General features: G+C 65.1%; 26 protein-coding genes. 17 read left to right on the top strand and 9 right to left on the bottom strand.

Translation table 11 applies throughout. From position 1 onward, the window contains the following. Positions 1-9 precede the first annotated feature (9 nt). Complete coding sequence (locus ACPRTJ_RS11510) at positions 10-2382, bottom strand: penicillin acylase family protein (RefSeq protein ID WP_088514627.1); 2373 nt, start codon at positions 2380-2382, stop codon at positions 10-12. 100 nt (positions 2383-2482) lie between these two features. Here ACPRTJ_RS11510 and ACPRTJ_RS11515 point away from each other — a divergent pair, with 100 nt between their 5' ends. Beyond that, complete coding sequence (locus tag ACPRTJ_RS11515) at positions 2483-3031, top strand: sugar O-acetyltransferase (protein WP_043863432.1); 549 nt, start codon at positions 2483-2485, stop codon at positions 3029-3031. Here ACPRTJ_RS11515 and ACPRTJ_RS11520 read toward each other — a convergent pair. Next, positions 3028-3585 (bottom strand): DUF6436 domain-containing protein, encoded by a 558-nt coding sequence (locus ACPRTJ_RS11520; protein ID WP_043863433.1) that lies wholly within the window; start codon positions 3583-3585, stop codon positions 3028-3030. The two genes, ACPRTJ_RS11515 and ACPRTJ_RS11520, sit on opposite strands and share 4 nt — an antisense overlap. 163 nt (positions 3586-3748) lie before the next feature. On the opposite strand from ACPRTJ_RS11520, the gene ACPRTJ_RS11525 reads away from it, so the two are divergent. Next, on the top strand, positions 3749-4678 hold the full coding sequence (locus tag ACPRTJ_RS11525) for an alpha/beta hydrolase (protein ID WP_058541761.1): 930 nt from the start codon (positions 3749-3751) through the stop codon (positions 4676-4678). On the opposite strand, the gene ACPRTJ_RS11530 is transcribed toward ACPRTJ_RS11525, so the two are convergent. Further along, positions 4679-5428 carry a DUF2059 domain-containing protein gene (locus ACPRTJ_RS11530; protein WP_426428874.1) on the bottom strand — a complete coding sequence of 250 codons (750 nt, stop codon included), beginning with the start codon at positions 5426-5428 and terminating at the stop codon, positions 4679-4681. A gap of 114 nt (positions 5429-5542) precedes the next feature. Between ACPRTJ_RS11530 and ACPRTJ_RS11535 the strand changes: the two genes are divergently transcribed. Together ACPRTJ_RS11535 and ACPRTJ_RS11540 are read left to right on the top strand one after the other, a co-directional pair. Next, the gene (locus tag ACPRTJ_RS11535) at positions 5543-6175 is read left to right on the top strand and encodes a 2OG-Fe(II) oxygenase (protein WP_043863436.1); all 633 of its coding nucleotides are present in this window, start codon (positions 5543-5545) and stop codon (positions 6173-6175) included. Position 6176: 1 nt separating this feature from the next. Then, complete coding sequence (locus ACPRTJ_RS11540) at positions 6177-6665, top strand: DUF523 domain-containing protein (protein WP_229588982.1); 489 nt, start codon at positions 6177-6179, stop codon at positions 6663-6665. Here ACPRTJ_RS11540 and ACPRTJ_RS11545 read toward each other — a convergent pair. Beyond that, positions 6662-7201 (bottom strand): transporter substrate-binding domain-containing protein, encoded by a 540-nt coding sequence (locus ACPRTJ_RS11545; protein ID WP_043863438.1) that lies wholly within the window; start codon positions 7199-7201, stop codon positions 6662-6664. The genes ACPRTJ_RS11540 and ACPRTJ_RS11545 overlap by 4 nt on opposite strands. A gap of 229 nt (positions 7202-7430) precedes the next feature. Here ACPRTJ_RS11545 and ACPRTJ_RS11550 point away from each other — a divergent pair, with 229 nt between their 5' ends. Next, positions 7431-7904 (top strand): DUF4399 domain-containing protein, encoded by a 474-nt coding sequence (locus tag ACPRTJ_RS11550; protein WP_058541763.1) that lies wholly within the window; start codon positions 7431-7433, stop codon positions 7902-7904. Between the two features lie 70 nt (positions 7905-7974). Here ACPRTJ_RS11550 and serA read toward each other — a convergent pair whose 3' ends face one another. Beyond that, positions 7975-9204: a phosphoglycerate dehydrogenase gene (gene serA, locus ACPRTJ_RS11555; RefSeq protein ID WP_043863440.1), complete on the bottom strand. Its 1230-nt coding sequence runs from the start codon at positions 9202-9204 to the stop codon at positions 7975-7977. Between the two features lie 172 nt (positions 9205-9376). Here serA and ACPRTJ_RS11560 point away from each other — a divergent pair, with 172 nt between their 5' ends. The 4 genes from ACPRTJ_RS11560 to ACPRTJ_RS11575 all read left to right on the top strand — a co-directional run bounded on the left by ACPRTJ_RS11560 (position 9377) and on the right by ACPRTJ_RS11575 (position 13553). Then, positions 9377-10774 carry an FAD-binding oxidoreductase gene (locus ACPRTJ_RS11560; RefSeq protein ID WP_043863441.1) on the top strand — a complete coding sequence of 466 codons (1398 nt, stop codon included), beginning with the start codon at positions 9377-9379 and terminating at the stop codon, positions 10772-10774. Positions 10775-10812: 38 nt separating this feature from the next. Next, the gene (locus ACPRTJ_RS11565) at positions 10813-11478 is read left to right on the top strand and encodes a fumarylacetoacetate hydrolase family protein (RefSeq protein ID WP_043863442.1); all 666 of its coding nucleotides are present in this window, start codon (positions 10813-10815) and stop codon (positions 11476-11478) included. Positions 11479-11640: 162 nt separating this feature from the next. After that, on the top strand, positions 11641-12573 hold the full coding sequence (locus tag ACPRTJ_RS11570) for an SdiA-regulated domain-containing protein (RefSeq protein ID WP_100634265.1): 933 nt from the start codon (positions 11641-11643) through the stop codon (positions 12571-12573). Positions 12574-12650: 77 nt separating this feature from the next. Then, positions 12651-13553, top strand: a complete 903-nt coding sequence (locus ACPRTJ_RS11575) for an SdiA-regulated domain-containing protein (RefSeq protein ID WP_088514631.1) — start codon at positions 12651-12653, stop codon at positions 13551-13553. 87 nt (positions 13554-13640) lie between these two features. Here ACPRTJ_RS11575 and rpiA read toward each other — a convergent pair whose 3' ends face one another. Continuing rightward, the gene (gene rpiA, locus ACPRTJ_RS11580; RefSeq protein ID WP_058541765.1) at positions 13641-14312 is read right to left on the bottom strand and encodes a ribose-5-phosphate isomerase RpiA; all 672 of its coding nucleotides are present in this window, start codon (positions 14310-14312) and stop codon (positions 13641-13643) included. Between the two features lie 136 nt (positions 14313-14448). Here rpiA and ilvA point away from each other — a divergent pair, with 136 nt between their 5' ends. Continuing rightward, positions 14449-15963 carry a threonine ammonia-lyase, biosynthetic gene (gene ilvA / locus ACPRTJ_RS11585; RefSeq protein ID WP_054915520.1) on the top strand — a complete coding sequence of 505 codons (1515 nt, stop codon included), beginning with the start codon at positions 14449-14451 and terminating at the stop codon, positions 15961-15963. 40 nt (positions 15964-16003) lie between these two features. Further along, positions 16004-16432, top strand: coding sequence for a DUF2269 family protein (locus ACPRTJ_RS11590; protein ID WP_043863447.1), 429 nt, complete (start codon positions 16004-16006; stop codon positions 16430-16432). A 74-nt stretch (positions 16433-16506) separates the two neighbouring features. On the opposite strand, the gene ACPRTJ_RS11595 is transcribed toward ACPRTJ_RS11590, so the two are convergent. After that, entirely contained in the window at positions 16507-17163 is a 657-nt protein-coding gene (locus tag ACPRTJ_RS11595) for an HAD family hydrolase (protein WP_043863448.1), read from the bottom strand. A gap of 140 nt (positions 17164-17303) precedes the next feature. Between ACPRTJ_RS11595 and ACPRTJ_RS11600 the strand changes: the two genes are divergently transcribed. Together ACPRTJ_RS11600 and ptsP are read left to right on the top strand one after the other, a co-directional pair. Continuing rightward, on the top strand, positions 17304-17783 hold the full coding sequence (locus ACPRTJ_RS11600) for an RNA pyrophosphohydrolase (protein WP_043863449.1): 480 nt from the start codon (positions 17304-17306) through the stop codon (positions 17781-17783). A 22-nt stretch (positions 17784-17805) separates the two neighbouring features. Continuing rightward, a complete protein-coding gene (gene ptsP / locus ACPRTJ_RS11605; protein ID WP_043863450.1) occupies positions 17806-20085 on the top strand; it encodes a phosphoenolpyruvate--protein phosphotransferase in 2280 nt (759 codons plus the stop codon). Between the two features lie 110 nt (positions 20086-20195). Here the strand turns inward: ptsP and ACPRTJ_RS11610 are convergent, their stop codons facing one another. Next, complete coding sequence (locus tag ACPRTJ_RS11610) at positions 20196-20942, bottom strand: NRDE family protein (RefSeq protein ID WP_054915521.1); 747 nt, start codon at positions 20940-20942, stop codon at positions 20196-20198. 129 nt (positions 20943-21071) lie between these two features. Between ACPRTJ_RS11610 and ACPRTJ_RS11615 the strand changes: the two genes are divergently transcribed. The 3 genes from ACPRTJ_RS11615 to ACPRTJ_RS11625 are packed head-to-tail and all read left to right on the top strand — an operon-like array spanning position 21072 to position 23701. After that, the gene (locus tag ACPRTJ_RS11615) at positions 21072-21854 is read left to right on the top strand and encodes a sulfite exporter TauE/SafE family protein (protein WP_043863452.1); all 783 of its coding nucleotides are present in this window, start codon (positions 21072-21074) and stop codon (positions 21852-21854) included. Between the two features lie 14 nt (positions 21855-21868). Next, complete coding sequence (lgt, locus tag ACPRTJ_RS11620) at positions 21869-22681, top strand: prolipoprotein diacylglyceryl transferase (RefSeq protein WP_088514634.1); 813 nt, start codon at positions 21869-21871, stop codon at positions 22679-22681. A 48-nt stretch (positions 22682-22729) separates the two neighbouring features. Continuing rightward, entirely contained in the window at positions 22730-23701 is a 972-nt protein-coding gene (locus ACPRTJ_RS11625; RefSeq protein ID WP_088514635.1) for a thymidylate synthase, read from the top strand. Between the two features lie 93 nt (positions 23702-23794). Here the strand turns inward: ACPRTJ_RS11625 and cadR are convergent, their stop codons facing one another. Then, the gene (gene cadR, locus ACPRTJ_RS11630) at positions 23795-24238 is read right to left on the bottom strand and encodes a Cd(II)/Pb(II)-responsive transcriptional regulator (RefSeq protein ID WP_043863455.1); all 444 of its coding nucleotides are present in this window, start codon (positions 24236-24238) and stop codon (positions 23795-23797) included. An 84-nt stretch (positions 24239-24322) separates the two neighbouring features. Here cadR and ACPRTJ_RS11635 point away from each other — a divergent pair, with 84 nt between their 5' ends. Then, a complete protein-coding gene (locus ACPRTJ_RS11635; protein ID WP_426428880.1) occupies positions 24323-26614 on the top strand; it encodes a heavy metal translocating P-type ATPase in 2292 nt (763 codons plus the stop codon). The last annotated feature ends 5 nt before the right edge of the window (positions 26615-26619 follow it).

Consider the following 26619-nt stretch of genomic DNA (forward strand, 5'->3'; position numbering starts at 1 on the left):
ACAGCAGCCCTAGGGCACCAGCCGCAACGTCCCCTCGGTCTCCCCCGCCAACCCCATCAGCGCCCGCTGATACCTGCCGTCGATATAGTCCTGCGCCTGATCGGCATAGTGCCTGTCGAACACCACGCCGCTCTGCCCGAGCGGGTTGATGCTCAGCGCCGTCCCCGCATCGGCGAAATCGATCACGCGCCGCGTCGATGGCCCGTAGGTCACCGGCCACGGTGCCGGGCCGATTCTGGATGACAGGTTGTTCGGTACCTCATGCGCGCCCGGCGCCGCGAATGGCCCCACGTTGAACAGCAGGTTCAGCGGCTTCTGCGCACCCAGCGGGTGCCCGTGGGTCAACGTGTGCGCCTTGCCCCACTGCCAGTTCGCCGGGTCCTTGCCCAGGGTGGTGCGCAGATGCGCCAGGGTGTTGTCCCAGGCCAGCTTGACCACCGTTTCGCGGTCACTGTGCGCGTTGCTGCCCTTGCGCGCCCACCACTGCGAATCCACGTCTGCGGCCAGGCGCGGCAGCAAGGTATCCACCATGCGCGTCGACAGCAGCGTCTCGAACCATTCGTCACCGAGCTCGTCATGGGTGGCGGCGCGGGCGAATTCGTACAGCAGCTGGTTGAACAGCGTGGCGCTGGTCGATTCCACCGGGTAGTCGCCGCGCCACGCGGCCAGTTGCTCGACCAGCTCGCGCTCGTGTACGTCGGTGACCACCTGGCGCAGTACCGACAGCAGCGGTGTGAGCAGGTGCGGGCCATAGGCGGTGGCCGTGTCCAGCTGCAACGCCTGGCTGTTGTGCAGGTCCCACTTCACGCCGGGCGAGGCCAGGTTGTTGTTGAGCTGGCGGCCGCGGTCCGGCGGGTTGTAGTAGCCGGGGATGACCATGCCGGTGGGCGACACCGGCTGGAAGTTGGCCGAGACGATGTAGCCCGCGGCGGGGTTCTCCTGCTGCGGGTTGGCGCTGAACGGGTAGAAGCCGAGCTTGTCGGCCTGGGCCGTGCTGCCGTCGAGAATGAACGCCGGGTTCACCCCATCCGGGCGGATCGGCAACTGCGCTGCCGCCCACCAGCCGATGTCGCCCTGTGCGTTGGCCCATACCAGGTTGAGGCCGGGGGCGTGGATCTTGGCGGCGGCCGCACGCATCCTGTCCAGGGTGTTGGCGCGGTTGATGTCGTAGAAGGCCTCCAGGATCGGGTTCTCGGTTTCCAGGAATGCCCACCACATCGCGATCGGCGTGCCGTTTTCATGCCCACTGACGGCGGGGTTGATGATCGGCCCGTGCGGCGAGCGGCGCAGGGTGAGGGTGAGCGGGTCTTCCCCCTTGATCCGGACCTGCTGCTGGGTGGAGGTGAGGTCGTGCCACTGGCCGTGGATCTTCACCTGTTCGGGGTTGTCCGGGTTGACCTGCTCGGCGATCAGGTCGAGGTCGTCGTTCTGGAACATGGTCAGGCTCCAGCCGAACTCGCGGTTGTGTCCCAGCGAGGCGAACGGGTTCAGCGCCTGGTGGTAGCCGTACAGGTGAAAGCCCGGCGCCGACAGTTCGGCCTCGTACCACACCGACGGCACCGAGAAGCGAATATGCGGGTCACCCGCCAGCAGCGGCTTGCCACTGGCGGTGAGCCTGCCGCTGACAGCCCAGGCGTTGCTGCCCTCGAATTGCGGCAGGCCCGCATCGCCCAGCGCCTGGTGGCTGACCTGGGCGATGCGGCCCAGCCTGCGCCAGTCGGCGGCGGCCAGGTGTGGCGGGGTCTGCACCGCGCCTTCGGGGTCCCAACCCAGGTCGAAGTCGCTGAGGTAGTACTTGCCCAGGTGATCGCGCACGTAGGTCAGCAGCGGCTCGGTACGAAACGCGGCGGCGAAGCTGTAGGCCATGAACCCTGCGATGCTCAGGGTGTCCTCGGCGGTGAACGGGCGCGGTGTGATGCCCAGCACATCGAACTCCACGGGCCTGGGGTGCGAGTCCTGCCAGGCGTTCACGCCCTCCAGGTAGGCTTGCAGGGCCAGCCAGGCCGGGGATTGCCTGTCCTGGCGGGCGACCATGCTGCGCGCCTGCTCGGCAATGCGCAGGCTGCGGAACAGGGTGTCGGTCTCCACCAGCTTGGGGCCCAGTACCTCGGCCAGTTCGCCATTGGCCAGGCGCCGGGTGATTTCCATCTGGAACAGGCGGTCCTGGGCGTGCACGTAGCCCAGTGCGCGGTACAGGTCGGTTTCGTTCTGCGCCTGGATGTGCGGTACGCCGCGCTGGTCGTAGCGCACGCTCACCGGCGCCTGCAGGCCGGCCACGGTGACTTCGCCGGTGCGTTGCGGCAACTTGCTGTGGGCATACCAGTAGCCGCCGCCGGCGACGGCGGCGATGAGCACCGCAAGAAGGGTAAGGCTGCGTTTCATCGGGGCTCCTTGTGCGAGGATCGTTCCTTGCCCTGGCCGGTCAGATGTTCGGCACAGGATAGACCCTGCAACTTAACCCATCCCAGGAAGCCACGGTCCGATGAACCTCAGTGAAAAGCAGAAAATGCTCGCCGGCCAGCTCTATCATGCCGGCTGTCCCGAGCTGCAGGCCGAGCAGATCGCCAACAAGCACTGGATGTACCGCTACAACCATTCCCCCGAACTGCTCAACGAGCAGCGTCATGCCCTGCTGGTCGAGCACTTCGCCAAGGTGGGGGCAGGCGCGGTGATCCGGCCGCCGTTTCATTGCGACTACGGCTACAACATCACGCTGGGCGCCAACGTGTTCGTCAACTTCAACTGCGTGATCCTCGACGTGGTGCAGGTGCACATCGGCGATGACTGCCAGATCGGCCCCGGTGTGCAGATCCTCACCGCCGACCATCCGCGCGATCCGGCCATCCGCCGTTCGGGGCTGGAGAGCGGGCGCCCGGTGAACATCGGCAGCAACGTGTGGATCGGTGCCGGTGCGCTGATTCTGCCAGGGGTGAGCATTGGTGATGATGCGATCATCGGCGCGGGCGCAGTGGTGACCCGCGATGTGCCGGCGGGGGCGACAGCGATGGGCAATCCGGCACGGGTACGCTAGCCGGCCCAGGGGCAATAGCAGCCCACCGCCAGGGTGTGGGTGGCGTTCACGCTGCGGCCCTGGGTGAGGGCCAGCAGAATGGGCTCGATGAAGCTGTTGCTCGAATTGCACGTGGCACCCTCGCTGTAGGGGCCGAAGTAGGCGAGCTGGCCGTTGCGGTCCCAGATCGCTACCGCAGGGCTTGCCGGCAGGTGCTCGGCGCCGGGCAGATCGGCCAGTGGCTTGAGCGCGCCGAGGGTGGCGGGCAGTTGGCCGTGGGTACCGGGCTTTTGCACCACGTAGAACTCCACGCCCTGGGCGGCGAAGTGCTCGGTCAGCTCGGCCAGGTGCTGCTGGTTGCCGACGTTGCAGGGGCAGGCCGGGTCCCAGAAGTGCACCAGGCGGACGGGGCCGGGGCCGGCGATGTCTTCCGGCAGGCGCAGAGTGTCGCCGGCGAACAGTGCGGTGTGGTTGTCGAAGGGGCGCAGGTAGCGGCCCTGGAAGCTGTCGTAGGCCCACCACAGGCCGGCGGCGCAGAGGAGCAGGGTGAGGCCGGTGAGCAGGTGGCGGGGCATCGGGGGTACCAATTCTGGAAAGGGGTGTATCTTTTCGCCGGCAAGGCCGGCGCCTACGGGCGAGGGGGCGGCACAGGCAACAAAAAAGTCCCCCAGCTTGCCACGCCGTTCGCAACAGATGAATATCACAGGCCAATCCTTTGCCCCGTTGTTGGTAACTTCCATGCCCGCGTCATTCCAGCCCGACTCCCTGCGTGCCAGCCTGCAACCGCTGGCCGCGCGTCAGCCGTTGTCGACCCAGGCGCAGGCGTACCGGCATTTCTACAGCCTGGACATTCCCGGCGTCGACAGCTGGCTGGGGCGTTTCGACACCGCAGGCTTCGAGCTGGTCGCCCAGGTCTGGCTGCCCGCCGCGCCTGTGGCGACGCTGGTATTGCTGCACGGTTTCTACGACCACATGGGCCTCTACCGCCACGCCATCGAATGGGCTCTGGCCCGGCAGTTCGCGGTCATCGCCTGCGACCTGCCGGGTCATGGGCTGTCCAGTGGCGAGCGCGCCAGCATCGATGACTTTGCGGTGTATCAGGACGTGCTGCAGGCGCTGTTCGAGCAGGGCCAGGCGCTGAACCTGCCGCAACCCTGGCACCTGTGTGGGCAGAGCACCGGCGGCGCCATCCTGGTCGACCACCTGCTGCATCACGGCGCGCACAGCCCGGCCCAGGGCCAGGTGATCCTGCTGGCGCCGCTGGTACGCCCGCGTGCGTGGCGCTGGTCGAAATTCAGCTATCAGGTGCTGCGCCACTTCGTCACCGGCATCGAGCGGCGCTTCAGCGAGAACAGCAACGACCCTACCTTTTTGCCGTTCCTGCAGGCCGACCCGCTGCAGCCGCGGCGCCTGCCCACTGCCTGGGTCGGGGCGCTGATGGCGTGGGTCAAGCGTATCGAGGTGGCGCCATGCAGCCCGCGCCAGCCGCTGATCGTGCAGGGGCAGGCCGACATGACTGTGGACTGGCCGTACAACCTTGAGGTGCTCAAGGCCAAGTTCGCCGAACCGCAGATTCTGCTGATGCCCGAAGCCCGCCACCACCTGGTCAACGAGCTGCCGGCAATACGCCGAGACTACTTTGCCTTCATCGGCCAGCGCCTGGGCTGATCACTGCAGGTCGGAGGTGCTCTGACCGACCGCCAGGCCAGCCCGGATTGCGGCCAGGGCGGCGGCATAGTACGCCTTGCCTTCGGGCGATTCGGCAAAGCTTGCAAAGGCATCGAGTTCGGCATCCGACAGCCCGCGATACACATACAGCAGGGTGTTGTTCAGGTCGGCCTCGATCTGCTGCATCAGGCGCTGGCGCTGTCCGTCGAGCAGGCCCTGGGCCTGGCTGCCACCGAGCAGGCCGGGGATCATCTGGCTCAGGCTGTCGGCCGCTACCCCGGCAATCGCCAGGCTGACCTCGGCACCGGCCTCGCGGGCCGGCAGGGCCTGGGCCAGGTGGCCGATGATCAGCAGGCGGCTGTCGCTGGCCTCGATCTTGGGCAGGCCCTTGGCATTCTTGGCCAACTGGTCACGGCGGGTGGCCAGCAGCTCGGCCGCCACGATCTTGCGCCCCAGGGGGGATTGAAAAAACTCCAGCGCAGGCTTGGGGTCGCTGAGGTTGGCGCGCAACTGGGCTTCGGCGCGGCGGTCGACGGCGGTGGGTTCGAAACGCTGGTTGCTGTTGTTCACCAGGGCCTGGAAGACTGCAGGCGGCAGGCTGCTGCGATAGCGCTGCTGGGCGGCATCGAGGGCATCGGTGAAGTGGGCGCGCTGCTCCGGCCACCCGGCAACCTTGTACAGTTGGTCGTGGGTATCTGCCAGGACAGGCGTGGTGCAGATCATCAACAGCAGAAAAAACAAACGGCGCATTCAGGACTCCTGTCGGCAGGCCGCTATTGTCCGTGGCCCGGCGGGGCTTTGTCGAGACGCCAATGCACACTCTCGGCCAAGTGGCGCTGTCGGTTTTGCTGGCGGCTCGATACTATGCGCGGCATGCAGATATCCCTTGATCACCCCTTGCTGTCGCGCATCGTCGACGACCTGGCCACTCGTGGCTGGTCGCAGCACGACCTGTTCCTGCCGGCCCCGCTGACGCGGGCACTGGCGGCCGAGTGCCGCCGCCGCGCCGCCGAGGGCGAACTGGCCCCTGCGGGGGTCGGGCGAGGGCCCGCGCAGGAAGTACGCGAAGGTATTCGCAACGACCATATCCAGTGGCTCGAACCCGGTGACTCGGACGCCTGCGACCAGTACCTGGGGTTGATGGACGGCCTGCGCGAAGCGATGAACCGCGGCCTGTTCCTGGGCCTGGAAGACTTCGAGTGCCACTTCGCCCTGTACCCGCCCGGCGGCTTCTACCGCAAGCACCTGGACCGCTTTCGCGACGACGACCGGCGCATGGTCTCGGCGGTGATCTACCTCAACGAAGACTGGCTGCCCGAACATGGCGGGCAGTTGCGCATGACCCTCAAGGACAATGTGGAACACGATGTGCAGCCGACCGGCGGTTGCCTGGTGGTGTTCCTCTCCGGCGAGATCCCCCACGAAGTGCTGCCGGCCAACCGCGAGCGGTTGTCGCTCACCGGCTGGTTCCGTCGGCGCGGCAACGAGCCCTTCTAGCATGCACAAGGTTCTGGTCAGCGCCTGCCTGTTGGGGCAGCCGGTGCGCTATGACGGTCGCGCCAGCGGGCATCCGGATGTGCTCCAGGGCTGGCAGCGGGAGGGTCGCGTGGTGCCGTTGTGCCCCGAGGTCGCCGGCGGTCTGCCGACCCCGCGGCCACCTGCGGAAATTCCCGGTGGGCAGGGCAGTGCGGTGCTGGAAGGCCAGGCCCGGGTGGTGACGGTAGCCGGCGAGGACGTGACCGCGCCGTTCGTGCAGGGCGCGCACCTGGCGCTGGCACTGGTGCAGCGCCACGCCATAAGGGTGGCCGTGCTCAAGTCGGGCAGCCCGTCCTGTGGCAACCGGCTGACCTATGACGGTACGTTCAGCGGCACCAGGGTGGAAGGTGAGGGTGTGACCACGGCGCTGTTGCGCCGGGCCGGGGTGCAGGTGTTCAGCGAACTGGAGCTGGACGCGGCCGTGCAGGCCCTGGATGCCCTCGACGCCTAAGGTGCGTCGGTGTCCACGGCAGCATCCGCCGCTTCGGTGTGGGTCTGGGCCTGGGGCTCGACAGCGGGCCGCGCCGCCTGCTGCGCCAGCTCGGTCATGCGCCCGTTGTCCTTGATGCGCTGCAGGGCGGCGTTCAAGGCTTTCTCGAAGGCCGGGTTGTCCTTCTGGAAGGGCATCACATAGCGTTTGTCGTCGTCGCCGTCGGTATAGGGTTCGCTGACACCCAGGCGCTGCTTGAGCTCGGGGCTGGCGGTGATCTGGTCCAGGGCGATGTCGTAACGGCCGCTTTCCACACCGTCCAGCAACTCGTCATGGTCGACGGGCACGAACTCCACCCCTACATCCAGCTCCTTGGCCAACGCCTGGCCCAACCCGATCTCGAAGCCGGTCCACTGGCCCTGCTTGCGGATATTGGTCGAGGAATCGGCGCTGATCGCGATACGCAGTTCATTTCGATCGTTGACCTCGTCGATCAGCTCGGCATGGGCCAACGGGGTCAGCAGGGCCGTGAGCAGTACCCCAATAGTCAAACGCATCTAAGCCCCTTTCCTGGTCTTTGGCAGTGAGTCCGGTCGCCGCGACTTTTTGTGTGTGTCGCGGTCGAACAGTGTCTAGGACCGCACTTGGCCGAGGATGTTAGATGCCAGGGAAGATTTTTCCGTGGCGTTTTTTAAAGCTTGCCTTGGCGCAATTGATCTATCGTAATGAACCGTTGCCCTGGTATTCAGGGGTAAGGGTTACCGAAGTAAATCACAGGAGAAGTGAATGAAAAGCCTATTTTCGCGTGCTGCCGTCGCTGGTTTGTTGATGGGCGTGTCCGCGCTGGCCGCCGCCGAAGGCCTGGTGAGCCAGGCACCACCCAAGGATGCCAAGGTATTCATCGTTTCCCCGGCCGATGGCGCCACCGTCGACAAGACCTTTACCGTCAAGTTTGGCATCGAAGGCATGGAACTCAAGCCGGCCGGCGACGCCACCCCGCATAGCGGCCATCATCACCTGCTGGTGGACGTCGACAAGGCGCCGGCTGCCGACCAGGTGCTGCCCACCAGCCTGATGCCGGAAAACGGCCAGCCGCTGCCCGCCGGCCCGCAGGTACTGCACTTTGGCAAGGCGCAGACCGAAACCCAGCTGACCCTGACCCCTGGCAAGCACACCCTGCAACTGGTGCTGGGCGACAAGTTCCACGTGCCGTTCAAGCCAAGCGTGGAATCGAAGAAGATCACCGTGACCGTGAAGTAAATCGCGGGCATGAAAAAAGGCGACCCGAGGGTCGCCTTTTTCATTTGGATCGGCGTTGCCGGCGAAGCGTTTAGAACAGCACGCGCGAACGGATGGTGCCGTTGATGTGCTGCAGCTTCTCTTGCGCCAGGTCCGAGTACTCGGCATCGACGTCGATCACCACGTAGCCGACCTTCTCGTTGGTCTGCAGGAACTGACCGGAGATGTTGATCGAGTTTTCCGCGAACACCTTGTTGATCTCGCTGAGCACGCCCGGAATGTTCTGGTGGATGTGCAGCAGGCGGTGCTTGCCCGGGTGCGCCGGCAGGGCCACTTCAGGGAAGTTGACCGACGACACGGAGGTACCGTTGTCGCTGTACTTGACCAGCTTCTCGGCCACTTCCAGGCCGATGTTGGCCTGGGCCTCGGCGGTGGAACCACCGATGTGCGGGGTCAGGATCACGTTGTCCAGGCCACGCAGCGGGCTTTCGAACTGCTCGTCGTTGGAGCGCGGCTCTACCGGGAACACGTCGATGGCGGCGCCGATCAGGTGCTTGTCCTTGATCGCGGCGGCCAGGTGGTCCAGCTCGACCACGGTGCCACGGGCGGCGTTGATCAGGATCGCGCCCTTTTTCATCGCGCGGATTTCCTTCTCGCCGATCATCCACTGGGTGGATGGCAGCTCAGGAACGTGCAGCGAGACGATGTCGGCCAGGCCCAGCAGCTCGTGCAGGCTGGCGACCTGGGTCGCGTTGCCCAGCGGCAGCTTGGTCAGCGGGTCGAAGAAGAACACCTGCATGCCCAGGCTTTCGGCCAGTACCGACAGCTGGGTGCCGATCGAGCCGTAGCCGACGATGCCCAGCTTCTTGCCACGGATCTCGAAGGAGTTGGCCGCGCTCTTGATCCAGCCGCCACGGTGGCAGGAAGCGTTCTTCTCGGGGATGCCGCGCAGCAGCAGGATCGCTTCGGCCAGTACCAGCTCGGCAACCGAACGGGTGTTGGAGTAAGGCGCGTTGAACACGGCGATGCCGCGCTCGCGAGCGGCGTCCAGGTCGACCTGGTTGGTGCCGATGCAGAAACAGCCGACAGCGACCAGTTTCTTGGCGCAGTCGAAGACCTCTTCGGTCAGCTGGGTGCGAGAGCGAATGCCGATGAAGTGGGCATCGGCGATCTTTTCCTTCAGTTGCGCGTCCGGCAGGGAGCCGGTGAGGTATTCGATGTTGCTGTACCCGGCGGCCTTGAGGACGTCCACGGCGGATTGGTGGACGCCTTCGAGGAGAAGGAACTTGATCTTGCTCTTATCGAGAGAAGTCTTGCTCATCTGCGTAAACCTGTGTCCCGGAGAAAAATGGCAGGGAAAGAAGCGCTCGCAGCATCGGCTTTCGGCACGATCTGCGGGGGTGCGTATGCTAGCATAGGCACCCCTGTTTACGCCCATCCCTGGCACGTGAAACGTGCTCAGGGTGACCATGAATTGTTCGAGAGTTCTGTAGATGACCGATCGTGCGCTGTTGGATGAGCTGATGACCCTGGTTGAGCCTGGAAAGGTCCTGACCGACGCTGCTTCACTTGATGCGTACGGCAAGGACTGGACCAAGCATTTTGCTCCAGCCCCTCTGGCCATCGTGTTCCCCAAGAGCACCGAACAGGTTCAGGCCATCGTGCGCTGGGCCAACCAGCGCCAGGTCGCCCTGGTGCCGTCGGGCGGGCGCACCGGCCTGTCGGCTGCCGCAGTAGCCGCCAATGGCGAAGTGGTGGTGGCGTTCGACTACATGAACCAGATTCTCGACTTCAACGAATTCGACCGCAGCGTGGTATGCCAGCCTGGCGTGATCACCGAGCAGCTGCAGAATTTTGCCGAGGACAAGGGCCTGTACTACCCGGTCGACTTCGCGTCGGCAGGTTCCAGCCAGATTGGCGGCAATATCGGCACCAATGCCGGCGGTATCAAGGTGATTCGCTACGGCATGACCCGCAACTGGGTAGCTGGCCTCAAGGTCGTGACCGGCAAGGGCGACCTGCTCGAGCTGAACAAGGACCTGATCAAGAACGCCACCGGCTACGACCTGCGCCAGCTGTTCATCGGCGCCGAAGGTACCCTGGGCTTCGTGGTCGAGGCCACCATGCGCCTGGACCGGGCACCCAACAACCTCACCGCGATGGTGCTGGGCACGCCTGATTTCGACTCCATCATGCCGGTGCTGCACGCCTTCCGTGGCAAGCTCGATCTGACCGCCTTCGAATTTCTTTCCGACAAGGCCCTGGCCAAGGTGCTGGGCCGCGGCGACGTGCCTGCGCCGTTCGAGACCGATTGCCCGTTCTACGCGCTGCTGGAATTCGAAGCCAGCACCGAGGAAGTGGCCAACGAAGCCCTGGCCACCTTCGAGCACTGCGTCGAGCAGGGCTGGGTACTGGACGGCGTGATGAGCCAGAGCCAGCAGCAACTGCAGAACCTGTGGAAGCTGCGCGAGTACATCTCCGAGACCATCTCGCACTGGACCCCGTACAAGAACGACATTTCGGTAACCGTGTCGAAGGTGCCGGCGTTCCTCAAGGATATCGACGCGATCGTCGCCGAACGCTACCCCGACTTCGAGGTGGTGTGGTACGGCCACATCGGCGACGGCAACCTGCACCTGAACATCCTCAAGCCCGACGACATGAGCAAGGACGAGTTCTTCTCCCGTTGCGCGGTGGTCAACAAGCAGGTGTTCGAGACGGTAGAGAAGTACAACGGCTCGATTTCGGCCGAACACGGCGTGGGCATGACCAAGCGTGACTACCTGACCTACAGCCGTTCGCCGGTCGAGATCGAGTACATGAAGGCAGTGAAGGCGGTGTTCGACCCCAACGGGATCATGAACCCGGGCAAGATCTTCGCCGTCGAGTGAACCCAGCAGCGCCAATAACATCGTTCCAGGAGTCGGCAATGAACTATCAGCACCAGTATGTAGACGGCACGCGTACTCATCTGCCGGTGGGCAAGGTGGTGTGCATCGGTCGCAACTACGCCGAGCACGCCAAAGAGCTCGACAACCCGATTCCGACCGAGCCGCTGCTGTTCATTAAGCCGGGCAGTTGCGTGGTATCGCTGGAAGGCGGGTTCAAGATCCCGGCCGAGCGTGGCTCGGTGCACTACGAGGCGGAAATCGCGGTGCTGCTGGGCAAGTCGCTGTCGCCGGCGCCTACCGAAGAAGAAGTGCTCGACGCCATCTCCGGCTTCGCCCCGGCACTGGACCTGACCCTGCGTGACCTGCAGGCGCAGCTCAAGGAAAAGGGCCTGCCCTGGGAGCGCGCCAAGTGCTTCGACGGCGCCTGCGTGCTGACGCCCTTCGTGGTTGGCAGCACATTCGAAGACCTGGCCGATATCGGCATTCGCCTGAGCATCAACGGCGAGGTGCGCCAGGACGGCAACAGCGCGCTGATGCTCAACCCGATCGTGCCGATGATCCAGCACATGGCCTCGCAGTTCGCGCTGCAGGCGGGTGACGTGATTCTTACCGGTACGCCGGCCGGCGTCGGGCCGCTGAGCGCTGGCGATGAGCTGGTGCTGGAACTGCCCGGTGTAAGCCGTTTCGAGGGCAGCGTTCGCTGACCTGCCCCGGGTGGCAGTCGATAGCCGACTGCCACCTTTTCCCCGGCCTTTGATCGGGCGTTGCCGTTTTTTTCACAAATGATCCGGATAATCCCCGCGAATCAACCTTGTGAACGTGCCTGCGTGTTGCGTGCCAGGCTAAAAAAACAACGGGAATACCTGATGGCCACACCTTATCCTTCCAGCGGTTCGCTCCCTCCTGTGCGCAAGCGTCGTCTCCTGTTGCGCTGGTCTACCTGGCTGGTGACGGCTGCGGTGATCGGCTATGGCGTGGCTATCGCCATGCACTGGGACGACCGTGGCCTGCTGTGGCTGCAGGAGCGTTTCGAGTCGGTGAGCGAACAGCAGGCCAGTATCTGGCTGCCGGGCTATACGGTCGATATCGACGCCAAGGTGCTGCCGGGCATGGAGGACGACGAGGCCTCCGACCTGGCCTACGACCCCCAGCGCAAGACCCTGTTCGCCGTCATGGGCAAGAACCCGTTCCTGGTCGAGCTGACCCTGGACGGCGATGTGTTGCGCAAGCTGCCACTTCACGGCTGGAGCAACCCCGAGGGGGTTGCGGTGCTGGCGGACGGGCGGTTGGCCATTGTCGACGAGCGTGATCACACCATGACCATCGTCAGCCTGGACGACAGCACCCAGGCACTGAACATCAAGGATTTCACGCAATACGACCTGGGCCCTTCGGCCAATCAGAACAAGGCCTTCGAGGCGATTGCCTGGGACCCGCGCAACCAGCGCCTCGTGCTGGGCGAGGAGCGTCCACCACAGCTGTTCACCTGGCGCACCGACGGCCGTTCGCCGCTGACCGGCGACAAGCAGCCGCTGCCCAGTGACGAGCTGGACCTGCGCAACCTCTCGGCGCTGGGGGTCGACCCGCGTACCGGGCACATGCTGGTGCTGTCGGCCGACTCGAACATGCTGCTGGAGCTGGACGAGCGGGGCGAGCAGGTCAGCTTCATGACCCTGCTCGGCGGTTTCAACGGCCTGAAAAAGCGCATCCCTCGCGCCGAGGGCGTGGCCATGGACGACCAGGGCACCCTGTACATCGTCAGTGAGCCGAACCTGTTCTACCGCTTTCGCAAGCAGTGACTCCCGCATAGTGGCATTAAGCTTCGATTCAGTTGGCTATGGTTAGATGACGCCCGAACCCTGCCGAGTCTTCCCGAATGCGTCGTTACCTGCCCCTGGTCTTTCTTGTTTTCAGTCTGCTGGCCCTTGCCGCCCTGGGCGTGGCGGGGCAGCAGCACCGCGTGTTCGAGCGTGCCTGGTTCGACCTCAAGGCCTGGTGGCAGCCGGCCGAGCAGGGCATGGGGCTGAGCCGCTACCAGGTGGTGGTCGAGGCACGTCCGGTCGAGGGGCTGCAGGCGGATATTTCGGCGCTGACCTTCGATCCGGACCGCAACAGCCTGTACACGGTCACCAACAAGAACCCCGAGCTGATCGAGCTGTCGCTGGAGGGGCGCATCGTGCGGCGCATCCCCCTGACCGGTTTCGGCGACCCCGAGGCGGTGGAGTATGTGGGGCCGGGCAGTTTCGTGATCACCGACGAGCGCGAGCAGCGCCTGATCCGGGTGCATGTGGCGCCCGATACCGCGTTCCTGGATGCCAAGGATGCGGAGCAGCTTACCCTGGGCATCGGCCTGAACGGCAACAAGGGTTTCGAGGGGCTGGCCTACGACTCGGGCGGCAAGCGCCTGTTCGTGGCCAAGGAGCGCGACCCGATGCTGATCTACGAGGTGCACGGGTTTCCCCATGACAATCCGGAGCAGCCCTATGCGGTGCACGTGGTGCAGGACCGCAAGCGTGATTCGCGGCTTTTCGTGAGAGACCTGTCGAGCTTGCAGTTCGACGAGCGCAGCGGGCATCTGCTGGCCCTGTCGGACGAATCGCAACTGGTGCTGGAGCTGGACGTGAAGGGCAAGCCGATCAGCAGCCTGTCGCTGCGCAAGGGGTCTGCCGGGTTGAAGGCGAGCGTGCCGCAGGCCGAGGGGATTGCGCTGGACGATGCCGGGACGCTGTATGTGGTGAGCGAGCCGAACCTGTTCTACGTATTCAAGAAGACCGAGTAGGCTGTATCGCGGGTCAAGCCCGCTCCCACAAGATCACACCGAACCTGTGGGAGCGGGCTTGGCCCGCGATGAGGCCGCCCCGCAAGCTTACTTGGTCAGGGTCTTCACGCCGTCCGCGGTCCCCAGCAGCAGCAGGTCCGCCGGGCGCGCCGCGAACAGGCCGTTGGTCACCACGCCCACGATCGCGTTGATCTGGGTTTCCAGCTCCACCGGGTTGGTGATCTGCAGGTTGAACACGTCCAGGATGATGTTGCCGTTGTCGGTCACCACGCCTTCGCGGTACACCGGGTCGCCGCCCAGTTTCACCAGCTGACGTGCCACATGGCTGCGCGCCATCGGGATCACCTCGACCGGCAGCGGGAAGGCGCCCAGTACCGGCACCAGCTTGCTCGCGTCGGCAATGCAGATGAAGGTCTTGGCCACGGCCGCGACGATCTTCTCGCGGGTCAGGGCTGCGCCACCGCCCTTGATCAGGTTCAGGCGCTCGTCGCTCTCGTCGGCACCGTCCACATAGAACTCCAGGTCGCTGACCGTGTTCAGCTCGTACACCGGAATGCCGTGGCCCTTCAGGCGTGCAGCCGTGGCCTCGGAGCTGGCGACCGCACCATCGAACGCACCCTTGTGCAGCGCCAGGGCGTCGATGAAGCAGTTGGCGGTCGAACCGGTGCCGACGCCGACGATGCTCTTGTCATCGAGCTTGGGCAGAATGAAATCGACAGCGGCCTGGGCGACAGCCTGTTTGAGTTGGTCCTGGGTCATGCGGGCTCCGGAGCGGGCAGGGGTATCGTGAGGGCGCGTAGTATAGCGGCTAAAACCACAGACTGGCTGTGGTCGCCCGACCGGGCGCTGCGGTAGACTCCGAGGCCCCGCCCAGCTGCCCAGTGATGCGTTCCCGATGCTCGAACAGTACGTCAAGAAGATCCTCACCTCGCGCGTCTATGACGTCGCCGTCGAAACCCCGCTGCAACCGGCCGGCCAGCTCAGCAAGCGCCTGGGCAACCACGTGCTGCTCAAGCGCGAAGACCTGCAGCCGGTGTTCTCGTTCAAGATCCGCGGCGCCTACAACAAGCTGGCGCAGTTGAGCGCCGAGGAACTGGCGCGGGGCGTGGTCACCGCCTCGGCCGGCAACCATGCCCAGGGCCTGGCGCTGGCCGCCCGTGAACTGGGGATCAAGGCCACCATCGTGATGCCCAAGACCACCCCCGAGATCAAGGTCGAAGGCGTGCGCTCGCGGGGCGCCAAGGTGGTGCTGCATGGCGATTCGTTCCCCGAGGCGCTGGCCTACTCGCTCAAGCTGGTGGACGAAAAGGGCTTCGTCTATATCCACCCCTATGACGACCCGCACACCATCGCCGGGCAGGGCACCGTGGCCATGGAGATCCTGCGCCAGCACCCCGGGCCGCTGGACGCGATCTTCGTGCCGGTGGGCGGCGGCGGCCTGATCGCCGGCATTGCCGCCTACGTCAAATACCTGCGCCCCGAGATCAAGGTGATCGGTGTCGAGCCGGACGACTCCAACTGCCTGCAGGCCGCCATGGCCGCCGGCGAGCGCGTGGTGCTGCCGCAGGTGGGCCTGTTCGCCGATGGCGTGGCGGTGGCGCAGATCGGCCAGCACACCTTCGACATCTGCAAGGATCATGTGGACGAGGTGATCACCGTCAGCACCGACGAGATCTGCGCGGCCATCAAGGACATCTACGACGATACCCGCTCGATCACCGAACCTGCCGGCGCGCTGGGCGTTGCCGGCATCAAGAAGTACGTTGAGCTGCGAGGTGTGACCGGGCAGACCCTGGTGGCCATCGACTCCGGTGCCAACGTGAACTTCGACCGCCTGCGCCATGTGGCCGAGCGCGCCGAACTGGGCGAGGGCCGCGAGGCGATCATCGCAGTGACCATCCCCGAACAGCCGGGCAGCTTCAAGGCGTTCTGCGAGGCCATCGGCAAGCGCCAGATCACCGAGTTCAACTACCGCTACCACGCCGACGGCGAGGCGCACATCTTTGTCGGGGTGCAGACCCACCCCGACACCGACCCGCGCAGTGCCCTGCTGCACAGCCTGACCGCGCAGGGTTTTCCGGTGCTGGACCTGACCGACAACGAGCTGGCCAAGCTGCACATCCGCCACATGGTGGGCGGGCACGCGGCGCGCGTCAGTGACGAGCTGGTGCTGCGCTTCGAGTTCCCGGAGCGGCCGGGGGCGCTGTTCAACTTCCTCAACAAGCTGGGTGGGCGCTGGAACATCTCGATGTTCCACTACCGCAACCATGGCGCGGCCGATGGTCGCGTGGTGGCCGGGCTGCAGGTGCCGGATGATGAGCGCCACCTGGTGCCGGCGGCACTGGCCAAGATCGGCTACCCGTACTGGGATGAAACCGACAACCCGGCGTACCGCCTGTTTCTGGGCTGAGCGGCTACGCTGTTGGGCAACGCCTGAGGAATAAGAAGACATGGAATTGCTGACAAGCCTGAAAATCGCCCACGTGCTGGCCACGGTCGTGCTGCTGGGCAGTGCCCTGGGCCTGGCCCTGTGGGTCTGGCTGGCACGACGCAAGGGTGACGTGACTGCGCACACGCGCCTGTTGCAGCGGCCTTTGCTGTTCGTATGGTTGCTGATGGGCGTATGCCTGGTGAGCATGCCGTTCAGTGGCTGGTGGCTGGTGCACCTGATCGGCTGGCCATTGGGGCAGACCTGGGTGCTGGGCTCCAGCCTGATCTATACGGTGGGGGCGTTCTGCTGGTTCTGGCTGAGTGTGCGCCTTAACCGGCTGCGCACGGCGCCGGGCGCAGGCAACCCGAAGGTGACGCTGGGCCTGGCGGTGTTCTGCGCCGTGTGCTTCATCGCGATTGCCGGGCTGATGGGTGCAAAACCCGTCTGACGCCTTCGCCGGCCAGGCCGGCTCCTACACCCGTTGCGCTGTAGGAGCCGGCGTTGCCGGCGAATGGTCACACCTCAATCGCGCAGGCTGATCACCGGCCAGCCGCGTTTCTCGGCTTCGGCACGCAGGGTAGGGTCCGGGTTCACCGCCACCGGGTTGGCCACCTGCTCCAGCAGCGGCAGGTCGTTGATCGAGTCGCTATAGAAGTAGCTGTCGTCCAGGTTCAAGCCATTCTCTTCGAGCCAGCGGTTCAGGCGCGTCACCTTGCCTTCACGGAAGCACGGCACGTCGATGCTGCGCCCGCTGTAGCGACCGTCGACCATCTCGCATTCGGTGGCCAGCAAGGTCTCCACGCCCAGGCGCTGGGCAATCGGGCCGGTGATGAAGCGGTTGGTGGCGGTGATGATCACCAGCTTGTCGCCCGCGTCACGGTGCTTTTGCAGCAGCGCCAGGGCCTGGGGCAGGATGATCGGCTCGACGCAGTCGCGCATGAAGTCGCGGTGCCATTCGTCGAGTTGCGCCATTTCGGTCCTGGCCAGGATCTCCAGGGTGAATTCAAGGTAGGCGCCCTGGTCCAGCTTGCCGGCCAGGTAGTCCTGGTAGAACGCATCGTTGCGGTTCTTGTAGGCGATGGGGTCGAGAATCCCGCGTTCGCACAGGTAATCGCCCCAGGCGTGGTCGCTGTCGCCACCCAGAAGCGTGTTGTCCAGATCGAATAAAGCCAGGCGCATCGAAGTCACTCGCATAACATCTGAAAAGGCCCACAGAATACGGACTTTTATCTGCTATGCACATAAGGTGGAGCGGCGCGTTGCTGGCGTTGCAAGCTTTGTGGAACAATGCGGCGACATGCGTTTGCGAGGTTGCTGCCGTGATCGACCCCGATGGTTTTCGCCCCAATGTCGGGATCATTCTGACCAATGATCTCGGGCAGGTGCTATGGGCTCGACGGATCAACCAGGATGCCTGGCAGTTTCCACAAGGCGGGATCAACCCCGAGGAAACGCCGGAAGACGCCCTGTACCGCGAGCTGAATGAAGAAGTGGGCCTGGAGCGGCAGGATGTTGAAATTCTTGCCTGCACCCGTGGCTGGTTGCGTTATCGTTTACCCCAACGCCTGGTGCGTACCCACAGCCAACCGCTGTGCATCGGCCAGAAACAGAAATGGTTCCTCCTGCGCCTGGTGTCCAACGAGCAGCGGGTGCGGATGGATTTGACCGGTAAACCGGAATTCGATGGGTGGCGCTGGGTCAGCTATTGGTATCCGTTGGGCCAGGTGGTGACATTCAAGCGCGAGGTTTACCGCCGCGCTCTCAAAGAGCTTGCCCCGCGCCTGCTGGCGCGCGACTGACGACGGAGTTCGACCCCGAGCCATGCTCAATACGCTGCGCAAGATCGTCCAGGAAGTTAACTCCGCCAAGGATCTCAAGACGGCGTTGGGGATCATTGTGTTACGCGTCAAAGAAGCCATGGGCAGCCAGGTGTGTTCCGTCTACCTGCTCGACCCGGAGAGCAACCGCTTCGTGCTGATGGCCACCGAGGGCCTGAACAAGCGCTCCATCGGCAAGGTCAGCATGGCCCCCAACGAAGGCCTGGTGGGCCTGGTGGGTACCCGCGAAGAACCGCTGAACCTGGAAAACGCCGCCGATCACCCGCGTTATCGCTACTTTGCCGAAACCGGCGAAGAGCGCTTTGCCTCCTTCCTCGGTGCACCCATCATCCACCACCGCCGTGTGGTGGGCGTGCTGGTCATCCAGCAGAAGGAACGTCGCCAGTTCGACGAGGGCGAAGAAGCCTTCCTGGTCACCATGAGTGCGCAGCTGGCCGGGGTTATCGCCCATGCCGAGGCCACCGGCTCGATTCGCGGCCTGGGGCGCCAGGGCAAGGGTATCCAGGAAGCCAAGTTCGTCGGCGTGCCGGGCTCGCCGGGGGCGGCGGTGGGTACGGCGGTGGTGATGCTGCCGCCGGCCGACCTGGACGTGGTGCCGGACAAGACCGTCACCGACATCGACGCCGAACTCAAACTGTTCAACAACGCCCTCGAAGGCGTGCGCAGCGACATGCGCAACCTCTCGGCCAAGCTCGCCACCCAGCTGCGCCCCGAAGAGCGTGCGCTGTTCGACGTGTACCTGATGATGCTCGAAGACGTCGCCCTGGGCGGCGAGGTGGTGGAGGTCATCAAGACCGGCCAGTGGGCCCAGGGCGCCTTGCGCCAGGTGGTGGGCGAGCACGTCAACCGCTTCGAGCTGATGGACGACGCCTACCTGCGCGAGCGCGCCTCCGATGTCAAAGACCTGGGCCGGCGCCTGCTGGCCTACCTGCAGGAAGCCCGCCAGCTGACCCTGGTGTACCCCGACAACACCATCCTGATCAGCGAAGAGCTGACCCCGGCCATGCTCGGCGAAGTACCCGAAGGCAAGCTGGTGGGGCTGGTGTCGGTTCTCGGCTCGGGCAACTCCCACGTCGCGATCCTGGCGCGTGCCATGGGCATCCCCACGGTGATGGGCCTGGTCGATCTGCCGTATTCGAAGGTCGACGGCATCCAGATGATCGTCGACGGCTACAAGGGCGACGTCTACACCAACCCCAGCGAAGTGCTGCGCAAGCACTACACCGAAGTGGTCGAGGAGGAGCGCCAGCTGGCCCAGGGCCTGGACGCCCTGCGCGAACTGCCGTGCGAGACGCTCGATGGCTACCGCATGCCGCTGTGGGTCAACACCGGGCTGCTGGCCGACGTGGCGCGGGCGCAGCAGCGCGGCGCCGAAGGGGTGGGGCTGTACCGTACCGAAGTGCCGTTCATGATCAACCAGCGCTTCCCCAGCGAAAAGGAGCAGCTGGCGATCTATCGCGAGCAACTGGCGGCCTTCCACCCGTTGCCGGTGACCATGCGCAGCCTGGACATCGGGGGTGACAAGGCGCTGTCGTACTTCCCGATCAAGGAGGACAACCCGTTCCTGGGTTGGCGCGGTATCCGCGTGACGCTGGACCACCCGGAGATCTTCCTGGTGCAGACCCGCGCCATGCTCAAGGCCAGCGAAGGCCTGAACAACCTGCGCATCCTGCTGCCGATGATCTCCGGGATACACGAACTGGAAGAGGCATTGCACCTGATCCACCGCGCCTGGGGCGAGGTGCGCGACGAAGGCACCGACGTGCCGATGCCGCCTGTGGGGGTCATGATCGAGATTCCGGCGGCGGTCTACCAGACCCGCGAGCTGGCGCGCATGGTCGACTTCCTGTCGGTGGGGTCCAACGACCTGACCCAGTACCTGCTGGCGGTCGACCGCAACAACCCGCGGGTGGCCGACCTCTATGACTACCTGCACCCTGCGGTGCTGCAGGCCTTGCAGCACGTGGTGACCGCGGCGCATGCCGAGGGCAAGCCGGTGAGCATCTGTGGCGAGATGGCTGGCGACCCGGCAGCGGCGGTGCTGCTGATGGCCATGGGCTTCGACAGCCTGTCGATGAACGCCACCAACCTGCCGAAAGTGAAATGGATGCTGCGTCAGATCAGCATGAGCAAATCCAGGGAATTGCTGGAGCAGGCGATGGGTATCGATAACCCGCAGGTTATCCACAGCTCGCTGCAACTGGCGCTGAAGAACCTGGGGTTGTCGCGGATGATCAATCCTGGGGCTTCCAAGACCCTGTGAAGCCGGGGCCGCTTCGCGGCCCTTCGCGGGTCAAGCCCGCTCCCACAGGGATCTCACCGGTCTTGATGCTTGTGCTGTATCTGTGGGAGCGGGCTTTACCCGCGAAAGCGTCAAACCTGCAGGGTGACCTCGCCCAACTGCCCCCCAAACGGCCCGAAGCTGCGCTCCACCATCAACCTGCTTCCATCCGCCTCGACAATCAACACCGTACTCGCCCGCGTTCCGTAGTTCTGGCTGGCAATGAACACGCTCGACAGCAACCGCTCGGTCGCCAGCCCCACACCGGTCTGCGGCAGCTCGGCCTCTTCGGCCTGCTGCTCATCCCCCAGCAACGCCAGCAGCCGCTGTGGTCGCGGGTCCTGCAGCTGGTCTTCGAGCGCAGCCCGCATCTTCAGCAGTTTCGGCCACGGCGTATCCAGCCCGGCATTCGACAAGCCGTACACCCCCTCGCCCAGCAGCACCGGCGCCGCCTCCTGCGCATTCAGGTACCCCAGCTGCCCGGCGTCCCCTACCAGCAGGTTGAATCCCGAATACTGGCTGCTGCGGCTGGCCACATGGTCCAGGTAAGCCTCCACCCCCAGCTCGCCGCGCAGAAACCCCGCCACCAGCTCGCCGCGCGAGCGCGCACCCTGCGCCTGCTGCGGGTCCCGAATATTGGTCAGCGCCGCAAAGCGCCCGCCCGGTCCGACCCCCAGCCAGCTGCCGCCAGCTTCCAGGTCACGTCCGGCATATACCCCCGGCGCATCCTCCCACGCCCCCAGCGCCTGGCTGGGGCGGGCATAGAACTCGTCACGGTTGGCCGCGACGATCAGCGGCCGGGCATGCCCCGGGCGCCATGCAAAAGCAATCAGACACATAGGTTCGCTCCCAGTGTTTTCAGCCACTCTACCCACACTGGCGTTCGCTATCCATCGACTAAACGTGTCTTCACTAGAGCCACAGGCCCACCTTCCGTTACCATGCCGAACTGATTTTGGGGGTCGACAATGGAATTTGTGATCTATCTGGTGCTGGGCGCCTGTGCAGGTGTACTGGCCGGGCTGTTCGGCGTGGGCGGCGGCATCATCATCGTGCCGGTGCTGGTGCTGAGCTTCACCCTGCAGGGCTTCGACGCCTCGGTGCTGACCCACCTGGCAGTCGGCACGTCGCTGGCGACCATTGTCTTCACCTCGGTCAACGCCATCCTCGAGCACCACCGCCGTGGCGCGGTGCAGTGGCCGATCTTCGTGTGGATGACCGTGGGCATCCTGCTCGGCGCCGGGGTAGGGGCCAAGACCGCCTCGCTGATCCAGGGCCCGCACCTGCAGAAGATCATCGGCGTGTTCGCCCTGCTGGTGGCCGTGCAGATGGCCCTGGACCTCAAGCCCAAGGCCAGTCGCGGCGTACCCGGCAAGCTTGGCCTGACCGCCGCCGGCGGCGTGGTGGGCTGGGCCTCGGCGATCTTCGGCATCGGCGGCGGCTCGCTCACCGTGCCCTTCCTGACCTGGCGCAGCCTGCCCATGCAGCAGGCGGTGGCCACGTCCTCGGCCTGTGGTTTTCCGATTGCGGTGGCCAGTGCCCTGAGTTTCATCGTGCTGGGCTGGGACGAGGCGCACCTGCCGCCCAACAGCCTGGGCTTCGTGTATTTGCCGGCGCTGCTCGGGATTGCCCTGACCAGCATGTTCTTTGCCCGTTTCGGTGCGCGCCTGGCGCATAAACTGTCGCCACGCCTGCTCAAGCGGCTGTTCGCCGCACTGCTGTTCTGTGTAGGCCTGAGCTTTTTGCTTTAACGAGAGGAGTCACCATGCTGCCTTACCCGCAGATCGATCCCGTGGCACTGGCCATCGGGCCGCTGAAAATCCACTGGTACGGCCTGATGTACCTGATCGGCATCGGCGGCGCGTGGCTGCTGGCGTCGCGCCGGCTGCACCGCTTCGACCCCACCTGGAGCCGCGAGAAACTCTCCGACCTGGTGTTCTGGCTGTCCATGGGCGTGATCGTCGGCGGGCGCCTGGGCTACGTGCTGTTCTATGACCTGAGCGCGTACCTGGCCAACCCGACGCTGATCTTCGAGGTGTGGAAGGGCGGCATGTCGTTCCATGGCGGCTTCATCGGCGTGATGCTGGCGGCGCTGTGGTTCGGCAAGCGCAACAACAAGTCGTTCTTCGAGCTGATGGACTTCGTTGCGCCGCTGGTGCCGATCGGCCTGGGTGCCGGGCGCATTGGCAACTTCATCAACGCCGAGCTGTGGGGCAAGGCCACCGACGTGCCGTGGGCCATGGTGTTCCCGCCGTTCAGCGACCCGGCGCAATTGCCGCGTCACCCGTCGCAGCTGTACCAGTTCGCCCTGGAAGGTGTGGCACTATTCCTGATTCTGTGGCTGTACTCGCGCAAACCGCGCCCGACCATGGCGGTTTCCGGGATGTTCGCGCTGTTCTACGGCATCTTCCGCTTCATCGTCGAGTTCGTGCGGGTGCCGGATGCGCAGCTGGGTTACCTGGCCTTCGGCTGGCTGACCATGGGTCAGGTGCTGTGCGTGCCGATGATCGTCGCCGGTATCGCGCTGATCTGGCTGGCCTACCGCCGCGCGCCGAGTGCCAAGGGCGCCGCGCTTTAATTTTCCCGGCAGGGGCCTGGCCCCTGCCGGTATCGAGACAGGTAAGACATGAAGCAATATCTAGAGCTGGTGCGTGATGTGATCGAGAACGGCACCCTGCAGGGCAACCGTACCGGCGTGCGCACCATCAGCCTGCCGGGCGCCATGCTGCGTTTCGACCTGCAGAAGGGTTTCCCGGCCATCACCACCCGCCGTCTGGCGTTCAAGTCGGCGATCGGCGAAATGGTGGGCTTTCTGCGTGGCGTGAAGAACGCCGGCGAATTCCGTGAACTGGGCTGCAAGGTCTGGGACCAGAACGCCAACGAGAACGCCCAGTGGCTGGCCAACCCCTTCCGCCAGGGGCATGACGACCTGGGCGAGATCTACGGCGTGCAATGGCGCCAGTGGCCGGCCTACAAGCGCATCCCGCTGAGCAACCCGGCGGCCATCGAGCTGGCGCAGAGCAATGGCTTCGTGAAGATTGCCGAGGCAGAAGAAGAGGGCGAGGCGTTCGTGGTGCTGTACAAGGCCATCGACCAGATTCGCCAGTGCATCGACACCATCCACAACGACCCGGGCAGCCGCCGCATCCTGTTCCATGGCTGGAACTGTGCGCAGTTGGACGAGATGGCGTTGCCGCCGTGCCATCTGCTGTATCAGTTTCACCCGAACGTGGAGACCAAGGAGATTTCCCTGACCCTCTACATCCGCTCCAACGACCTGGGCCTGGGCACACCGTTCAACCTCACCGAAGGCGCCGCGCTGCTGTCGCTGGTGGGCCGCCTGACCGGCTACACGCCGCGCTGGTTCACCTACTTCATCGGTGATGCGCACGTGTATGAGAACCACCTGGACATGCTCACCGAACAGCTCAAGCGCGAGCCGCTGGCGGCGCCCAGGCTGGTGATCTCCGATCGTGTGCCGGAGTATGCCAAGACGGGTGTGTACGAGCCTGAGTGGCTGGAGAAGATCGAGCCGAGCGACTTCAGCCTGGAAGGCTACGAGCACCATGCGCCGATGACGGCGCCGATGGCGGTCTAAGCGCGCCATACCGCTTCGACAGCAAGGCTGGCTCCTACAAGGATCACCGCGATCCCCTGTAGGAGCCAGCCTTGCCGGCGAAAGGGCCCTCAGTCAGTGCCCATGACTGCGCCCCACATGCGAATGCTCCGCCTCCGGGGCTGTCACCGCACCGTTCACCTCCAGATGCTGCAGGATCGAGCACTGCGTTTCCTGCGCCCGGCAATGCTGGCGCAACTCCAGCAACTGCCCCTGCAACGCCACCAACCCGTCGATGCGCGCCTTCACGTGCTGGATATGCTCGTCGATCAGCGCATTCACGCTTTCGCACTGGTCCTCCGGGCTGTCGCGCAGGCGCAGCAGGCTGCGGATCTCTTCCAGGGTCATGTCCAACGTGCGGCAGTTGCGGATGAAGGTCAGCCGCTCCACGTGCGCCTGGGTATACAGCCGGTAGTTGCCCTCGCTGCGCGCAGGCTCTGGCAAGAGGCTTTCACGCTCGTAGTAGCGAATGGTTTCCACCGGGCAGTCGGTGGCCCTGGCCAGCTCTCCGATCTTCATCTGCAAAATACCTCGGTTGGTTGCTTGACCCTATAGTGGCTACAGGGTGTTCACTTGGCAACAGGACCTTTAGGGATGAACCACATGAACCAGCCTGTCAGCCCCGACCACGTCGGCCACGCGCACGATCACAAGCATGAACATAGCCACGATCATGCCCACGACCACGCGGACCACGACCACGCCAGCCCCGCGCCTGCCGCGCCTGCCCACGGCAGCTGCTGCTCCGGCGCCGCCACACCGGCCCTGGTGCAGCTGCGTGAAACCACCAGCAGCGATGCGCGGCTGAGCCGCTTCCGGATCGAGGCCATGGACTGCCCGACCGAGCAGACCCTGATCCAGAACAAGCTGGGCAAGCTCGACGGCGTCGAGCAGCTGGAGTTCAACCTGATCAACCGTATCCTCGGCGTCACGCATACCCACCCCGACACCCGCGGCATTGAGCAGGCGATCACCTCGCTGGGCATGCACGCCGAACCGCTCGACGATGCGGGCGAGGCCGGCAGCGACGCAGTGGCTGCGCCGAAGAAAGCCTGGTGGCCGCTGGCGCTGTCCGGTGTCGCCGCACTCGCCGCCGAGATCGTCCACTTCACCAATGCCGCCCCGGAATGGGCCGTGGCCCTGCTGGCGCTGGCGGCCATCCTCGGCTGCGGCCTGGGCACCTACAAGAAGGGCTGGATTGCCCTGAAGAACCGCAACCTGAACATCAACGCACTGATGAGCATCGCCGTGACCGGCGCCGTGCTGATCGGCCAATGGCCGGAAGCGGCCATGGTGATGGTGCTGTTCACCCTGGCCGAACTGATCGAGGCGCGCTCGCTGGACCGTGCACGCAACGCCATTGGCGGCCTGATGCAACTGGCCCCGGACCTGGCCACCGTGCGCCAGGCCGACGGCCAATGGCAGGAGGTCGACGTGCGCCAGGTGGCCCTTGGCGCCACCGTGCGCGTGCGCCCAGGCGAACGTATCGGCCTGGACGGCGAAGTGCTGCAAGGCCAGTCCAGCATCGACCAGGCGCCGATCACCGGCGAAAGCCTGCCGGTGGAGAAGGGCCCCGGCGACAAGGTGTTCGCCGGCACCATCAACCAGTCCGGTGCGCTGGAGTACCGCGTGACCGCCGCCGCCGGCCAGTCGACCCTGGCCCGCATCATCAAGGCCGTGGAGCAAGCCCAGGGCGCCCGCGCCCCGACCCAGCGCTTCGTCGACCAGTTCTCGCGCATCTACACCCCGGTGGTGTTCGTGCTGGCACTGGCGGTGGCCGTGGTGGCACCGCTGTTCTTCGGCGGCCTGTGGTTCGACTGGATCTACCGTGCGCTGGTGCTGCTGGTGGTGGCGTGCCCGTGCGCGCTGGTGATCTCGACCCCGGTGACCATCGTCAGCGGCCTGGCCGCCGCAGCGCGCAAGGGCATCCTGATCAAGGGCGGCGTGTACCTGGAGGGCGGGCGCAAGCTCAGCTTCCTGGCGCTGGACAAGACCGGCACCATCACCCACGGCAAACCGGTGCAAACCGACTACCGCGTGCTCGATGCGCGCTTCGAAGGCCGCGCCCAGCACATCGCCGCGAGCCTGGGCGCTCGTTCCGATCACCCGGTGTCGATGGCCATCGCACAGCAATACGCCGATCAGCCGCTGGCCGAGGTCAGCGAGTTTCAGGCCCTGATGGGCCGTGGCGTGGGCGGCAGGATCGACGGCGTGCTGTACCACCTGGGCAACCATCGCCTGGTCGAGGAACTGGGCCTGTGCTCGCCCGAACTGGAAGCCCAGCTCGATGAGCTGGAGCGCCAGGGCAAGACCGTGGTGCTGCTGCTCGACGCCTCCGGCCCGCTGGCGCTGTTCGCCGTGGCCGATACGGTCAAGGAAAGCAGCCGCGAGGCGATTGCGCAGTTGCATGCACTGGGTATCAAGACCGTCATGCTCACCGGCGACAATCCGCACACCGCCGAGGCCATCGCCGCGCAGGTGGGCATCGATGAGGCTCGCGGCAACCTGCTGCCGGCCGATAAGCTCAAGGCCATCGAAGACCTGTACGCCCAGGGCCATCGGGTCGGCATGGTCGGCGACGGCATCAACGATGCCCCGGCGCTGGCGCGGGCCGAGATCGGGTTTGCCATGGCGGCGGCCGGTACCGACACCGCCATCGAAACCGCAGACGTGGCACTGATGGATGACGACTTGCGCAAAATCCCGGCGTTCGTCAGGCTCTCGCGGCAAAGCGCGGCGATCCTTGTGCAGAACATCGTTCTGGCCCTGGGCATCAAGGCGATCTTCCTGGCGATCACCTTCACCGGCATGGCGACCTTGTGGATGGCGGTGTTCGCCGACATGGGCGTGAGCTTGCTGGTGGTATTCAACGGCTTGCGCCTGCTCAGAAAGTAAGAGGC

Source organism: Pseudomonas palmensis (assembly GCF_049942755.1).
GTDB classification, from domain to species: domain Bacteria; phylum Pseudomonadota; class Gammaproteobacteria; order Pseudomonadales; family Pseudomonadaceae; genus Aquipseudomonas; species Aquipseudomonas palmensis.

Bases quoted from the DNA above. Each gene is read 5' to 3' on its own strand.
- ACPRTJ_RS11615 (WP_043863452.1), top strand. From the start codon at position 21,072: ATGGAATTTGTGATCTATCTGGTGCTGGGCGCCTGTGCAGGTGTACTG.
- ptsP (WP_043863450.1), top strand. From the start codon at position 17,806: ATGCTCAATACGCTGCGCAAGATCGTCCAGGAAGTTAACTCCGCCAAG.
- ilvA (WP_054915520.1), top strand. From the start codon at position 14,449: ATGCTCGAACAGTACGTCAAGAAGATCCTCACCTCGCGCGTCTATGAC.
- ACPRTJ_RS11550 (WP_058541763.1), top strand. From the start codon at position 7,431: ATGAAAAGCCTATTTTCGCGTGCTGCCGTCGCTGGTTTGTTGATGGGC.
- serA (WP_043863440.1), bottom strand. From the start codon at position 9,204: ATGAGCAAGACTTCTCTCGATAAGAGCAAGATCAAGTTCCTTCTCCTC.
- ACPRTJ_RS11545 (WP_043863438.1), bottom strand. From the start codon at position 7,201: ATGCGTTTGACTATTGGGGTACTGCTCACGGCCCTGCTGACCCCGTTG.
- ACPRTJ_RS11610 (WP_054915521.1), bottom strand. From the start codon at position 20,942: ATGTGTCTGATTGCTTTTGCATGGCGCCCGGGGCATGCCCGGCCGCTG.
- ACPRTJ_RS11565 (WP_043863442.1), top strand. From the start codon at position 10,813: ATGAACTATCAGCACCAGTATGTAGACGGCACGCGTACTCATCTGCCG.
- ACPRTJ_RS11560 (WP_043863441.1), top strand. From the start codon at position 9,377: ATGACCGATCGTGCGCTGTTGGATGAGCTGATGACCCTGGTTGAGCCT.
- ACPRTJ_RS11625 (WP_088514635.1), top strand. From the start codon at position 22,730: ATGAAGCAATATCTAGAGCTGGTGCGTGATGTGATCGAGAACGGCACC.
- cadR (WP_043863455.1), bottom strand. From the start codon at position 24,238: ATGAAGATCGGAGAGCTGGCCAGGGCCACCGACTGCCCGGTGGAAACC.
- ACPRTJ_RS11590 (WP_043863447.1), top strand. From the start codon at position 16,004: ATGGAATTGCTGACAAGCCTGAAAATCGCCCACGTGCTGGCCACGGTC.
- ACPRTJ_RS11515 (WP_043863432.1), top strand. From the start codon at position 2,483: ATGAACCTCAGTGAAAAGCAGAAAATGCTCGCCGGCCAGCTCTATCAT.
- ACPRTJ_RS11520 (WP_043863433.1), bottom strand. From the start codon at position 3,585: ATGCCCCGCCACCTGCTCACCGGCCTCACCCTGCTCCTCTGCGCCGCC.
- ACPRTJ_RS11540 (WP_229588982.1), top strand. From the start codon at position 6,177: ATGCACAAGGTTCTGGTCAGCGCCTGCCTGTTGGGGCAGCCGGTGCGC.
- ACPRTJ_RS11510 (WP_088514627.1), bottom strand. From the start codon at position 2,382: ATGAAACGCAGCCTTACCCTTCTTGCGGTGCTCATCGCCGCCGTCGCC.
- rpiA (WP_058541765.1), bottom strand. From the start codon at position 14,312: ATGACCCAGGACCAACTCAAACAGGCTGTCGCCCAGGCCGCTGTCGAT.
- ACPRTJ_RS11570 (WP_100634265.1), top strand. From the start codon at position 11,641: ATGGCCACACCTTATCCTTCCAGCGGTTCGCTCCCTCCTGTGCGCAAG.
- ACPRTJ_RS11535 (WP_043863436.1), top strand. From the start codon at position 5,543: ATGCGCGGCATGCAGATATCCCTTGATCACCCCTTGCTGTCGCGCATC.
- ACPRTJ_RS11595 (WP_043863448.1), bottom strand. From the start codon at position 17,163: ATGCGCCTGGCTTTATTCGATCTGGACAACACGCTTCTGGGTGGCGAC.
- ACPRTJ_RS11575 (WP_088514631.1), top strand. From the start codon at position 12,651: ATGCGTCGTTACCTGCCCCTGGTCTTTCTTGTTTTCAGTCTGCTGGCC.
- ACPRTJ_RS11530 (WP_426428874.1), bottom strand. From the start codon at position 5,428: ATGCGCCGTTTGTTTTTTCTGCTGTTGATGATCTGCACCACGCCTGTC.
- ACPRTJ_RS11525 (WP_058541761.1), top strand. From the start codon at position 3,749: ATGCCCGCGTCATTCCAGCCCGACTCCCTGCGTGCCAGCCTGCAACCG.
- lgt (WP_088514634.1), top strand. From the start codon at position 21,869: ATGCTGCCTTACCCGCAGATCGATCCCGTGGCACTGGCCATCGGGCCG.
- ACPRTJ_RS11635 (WP_426428880.1), top strand. From the start codon at position 24,323: ATGAACCAGCCTGTCAGCCCCGACCACGTCGGCCACGCGCACGATCAC.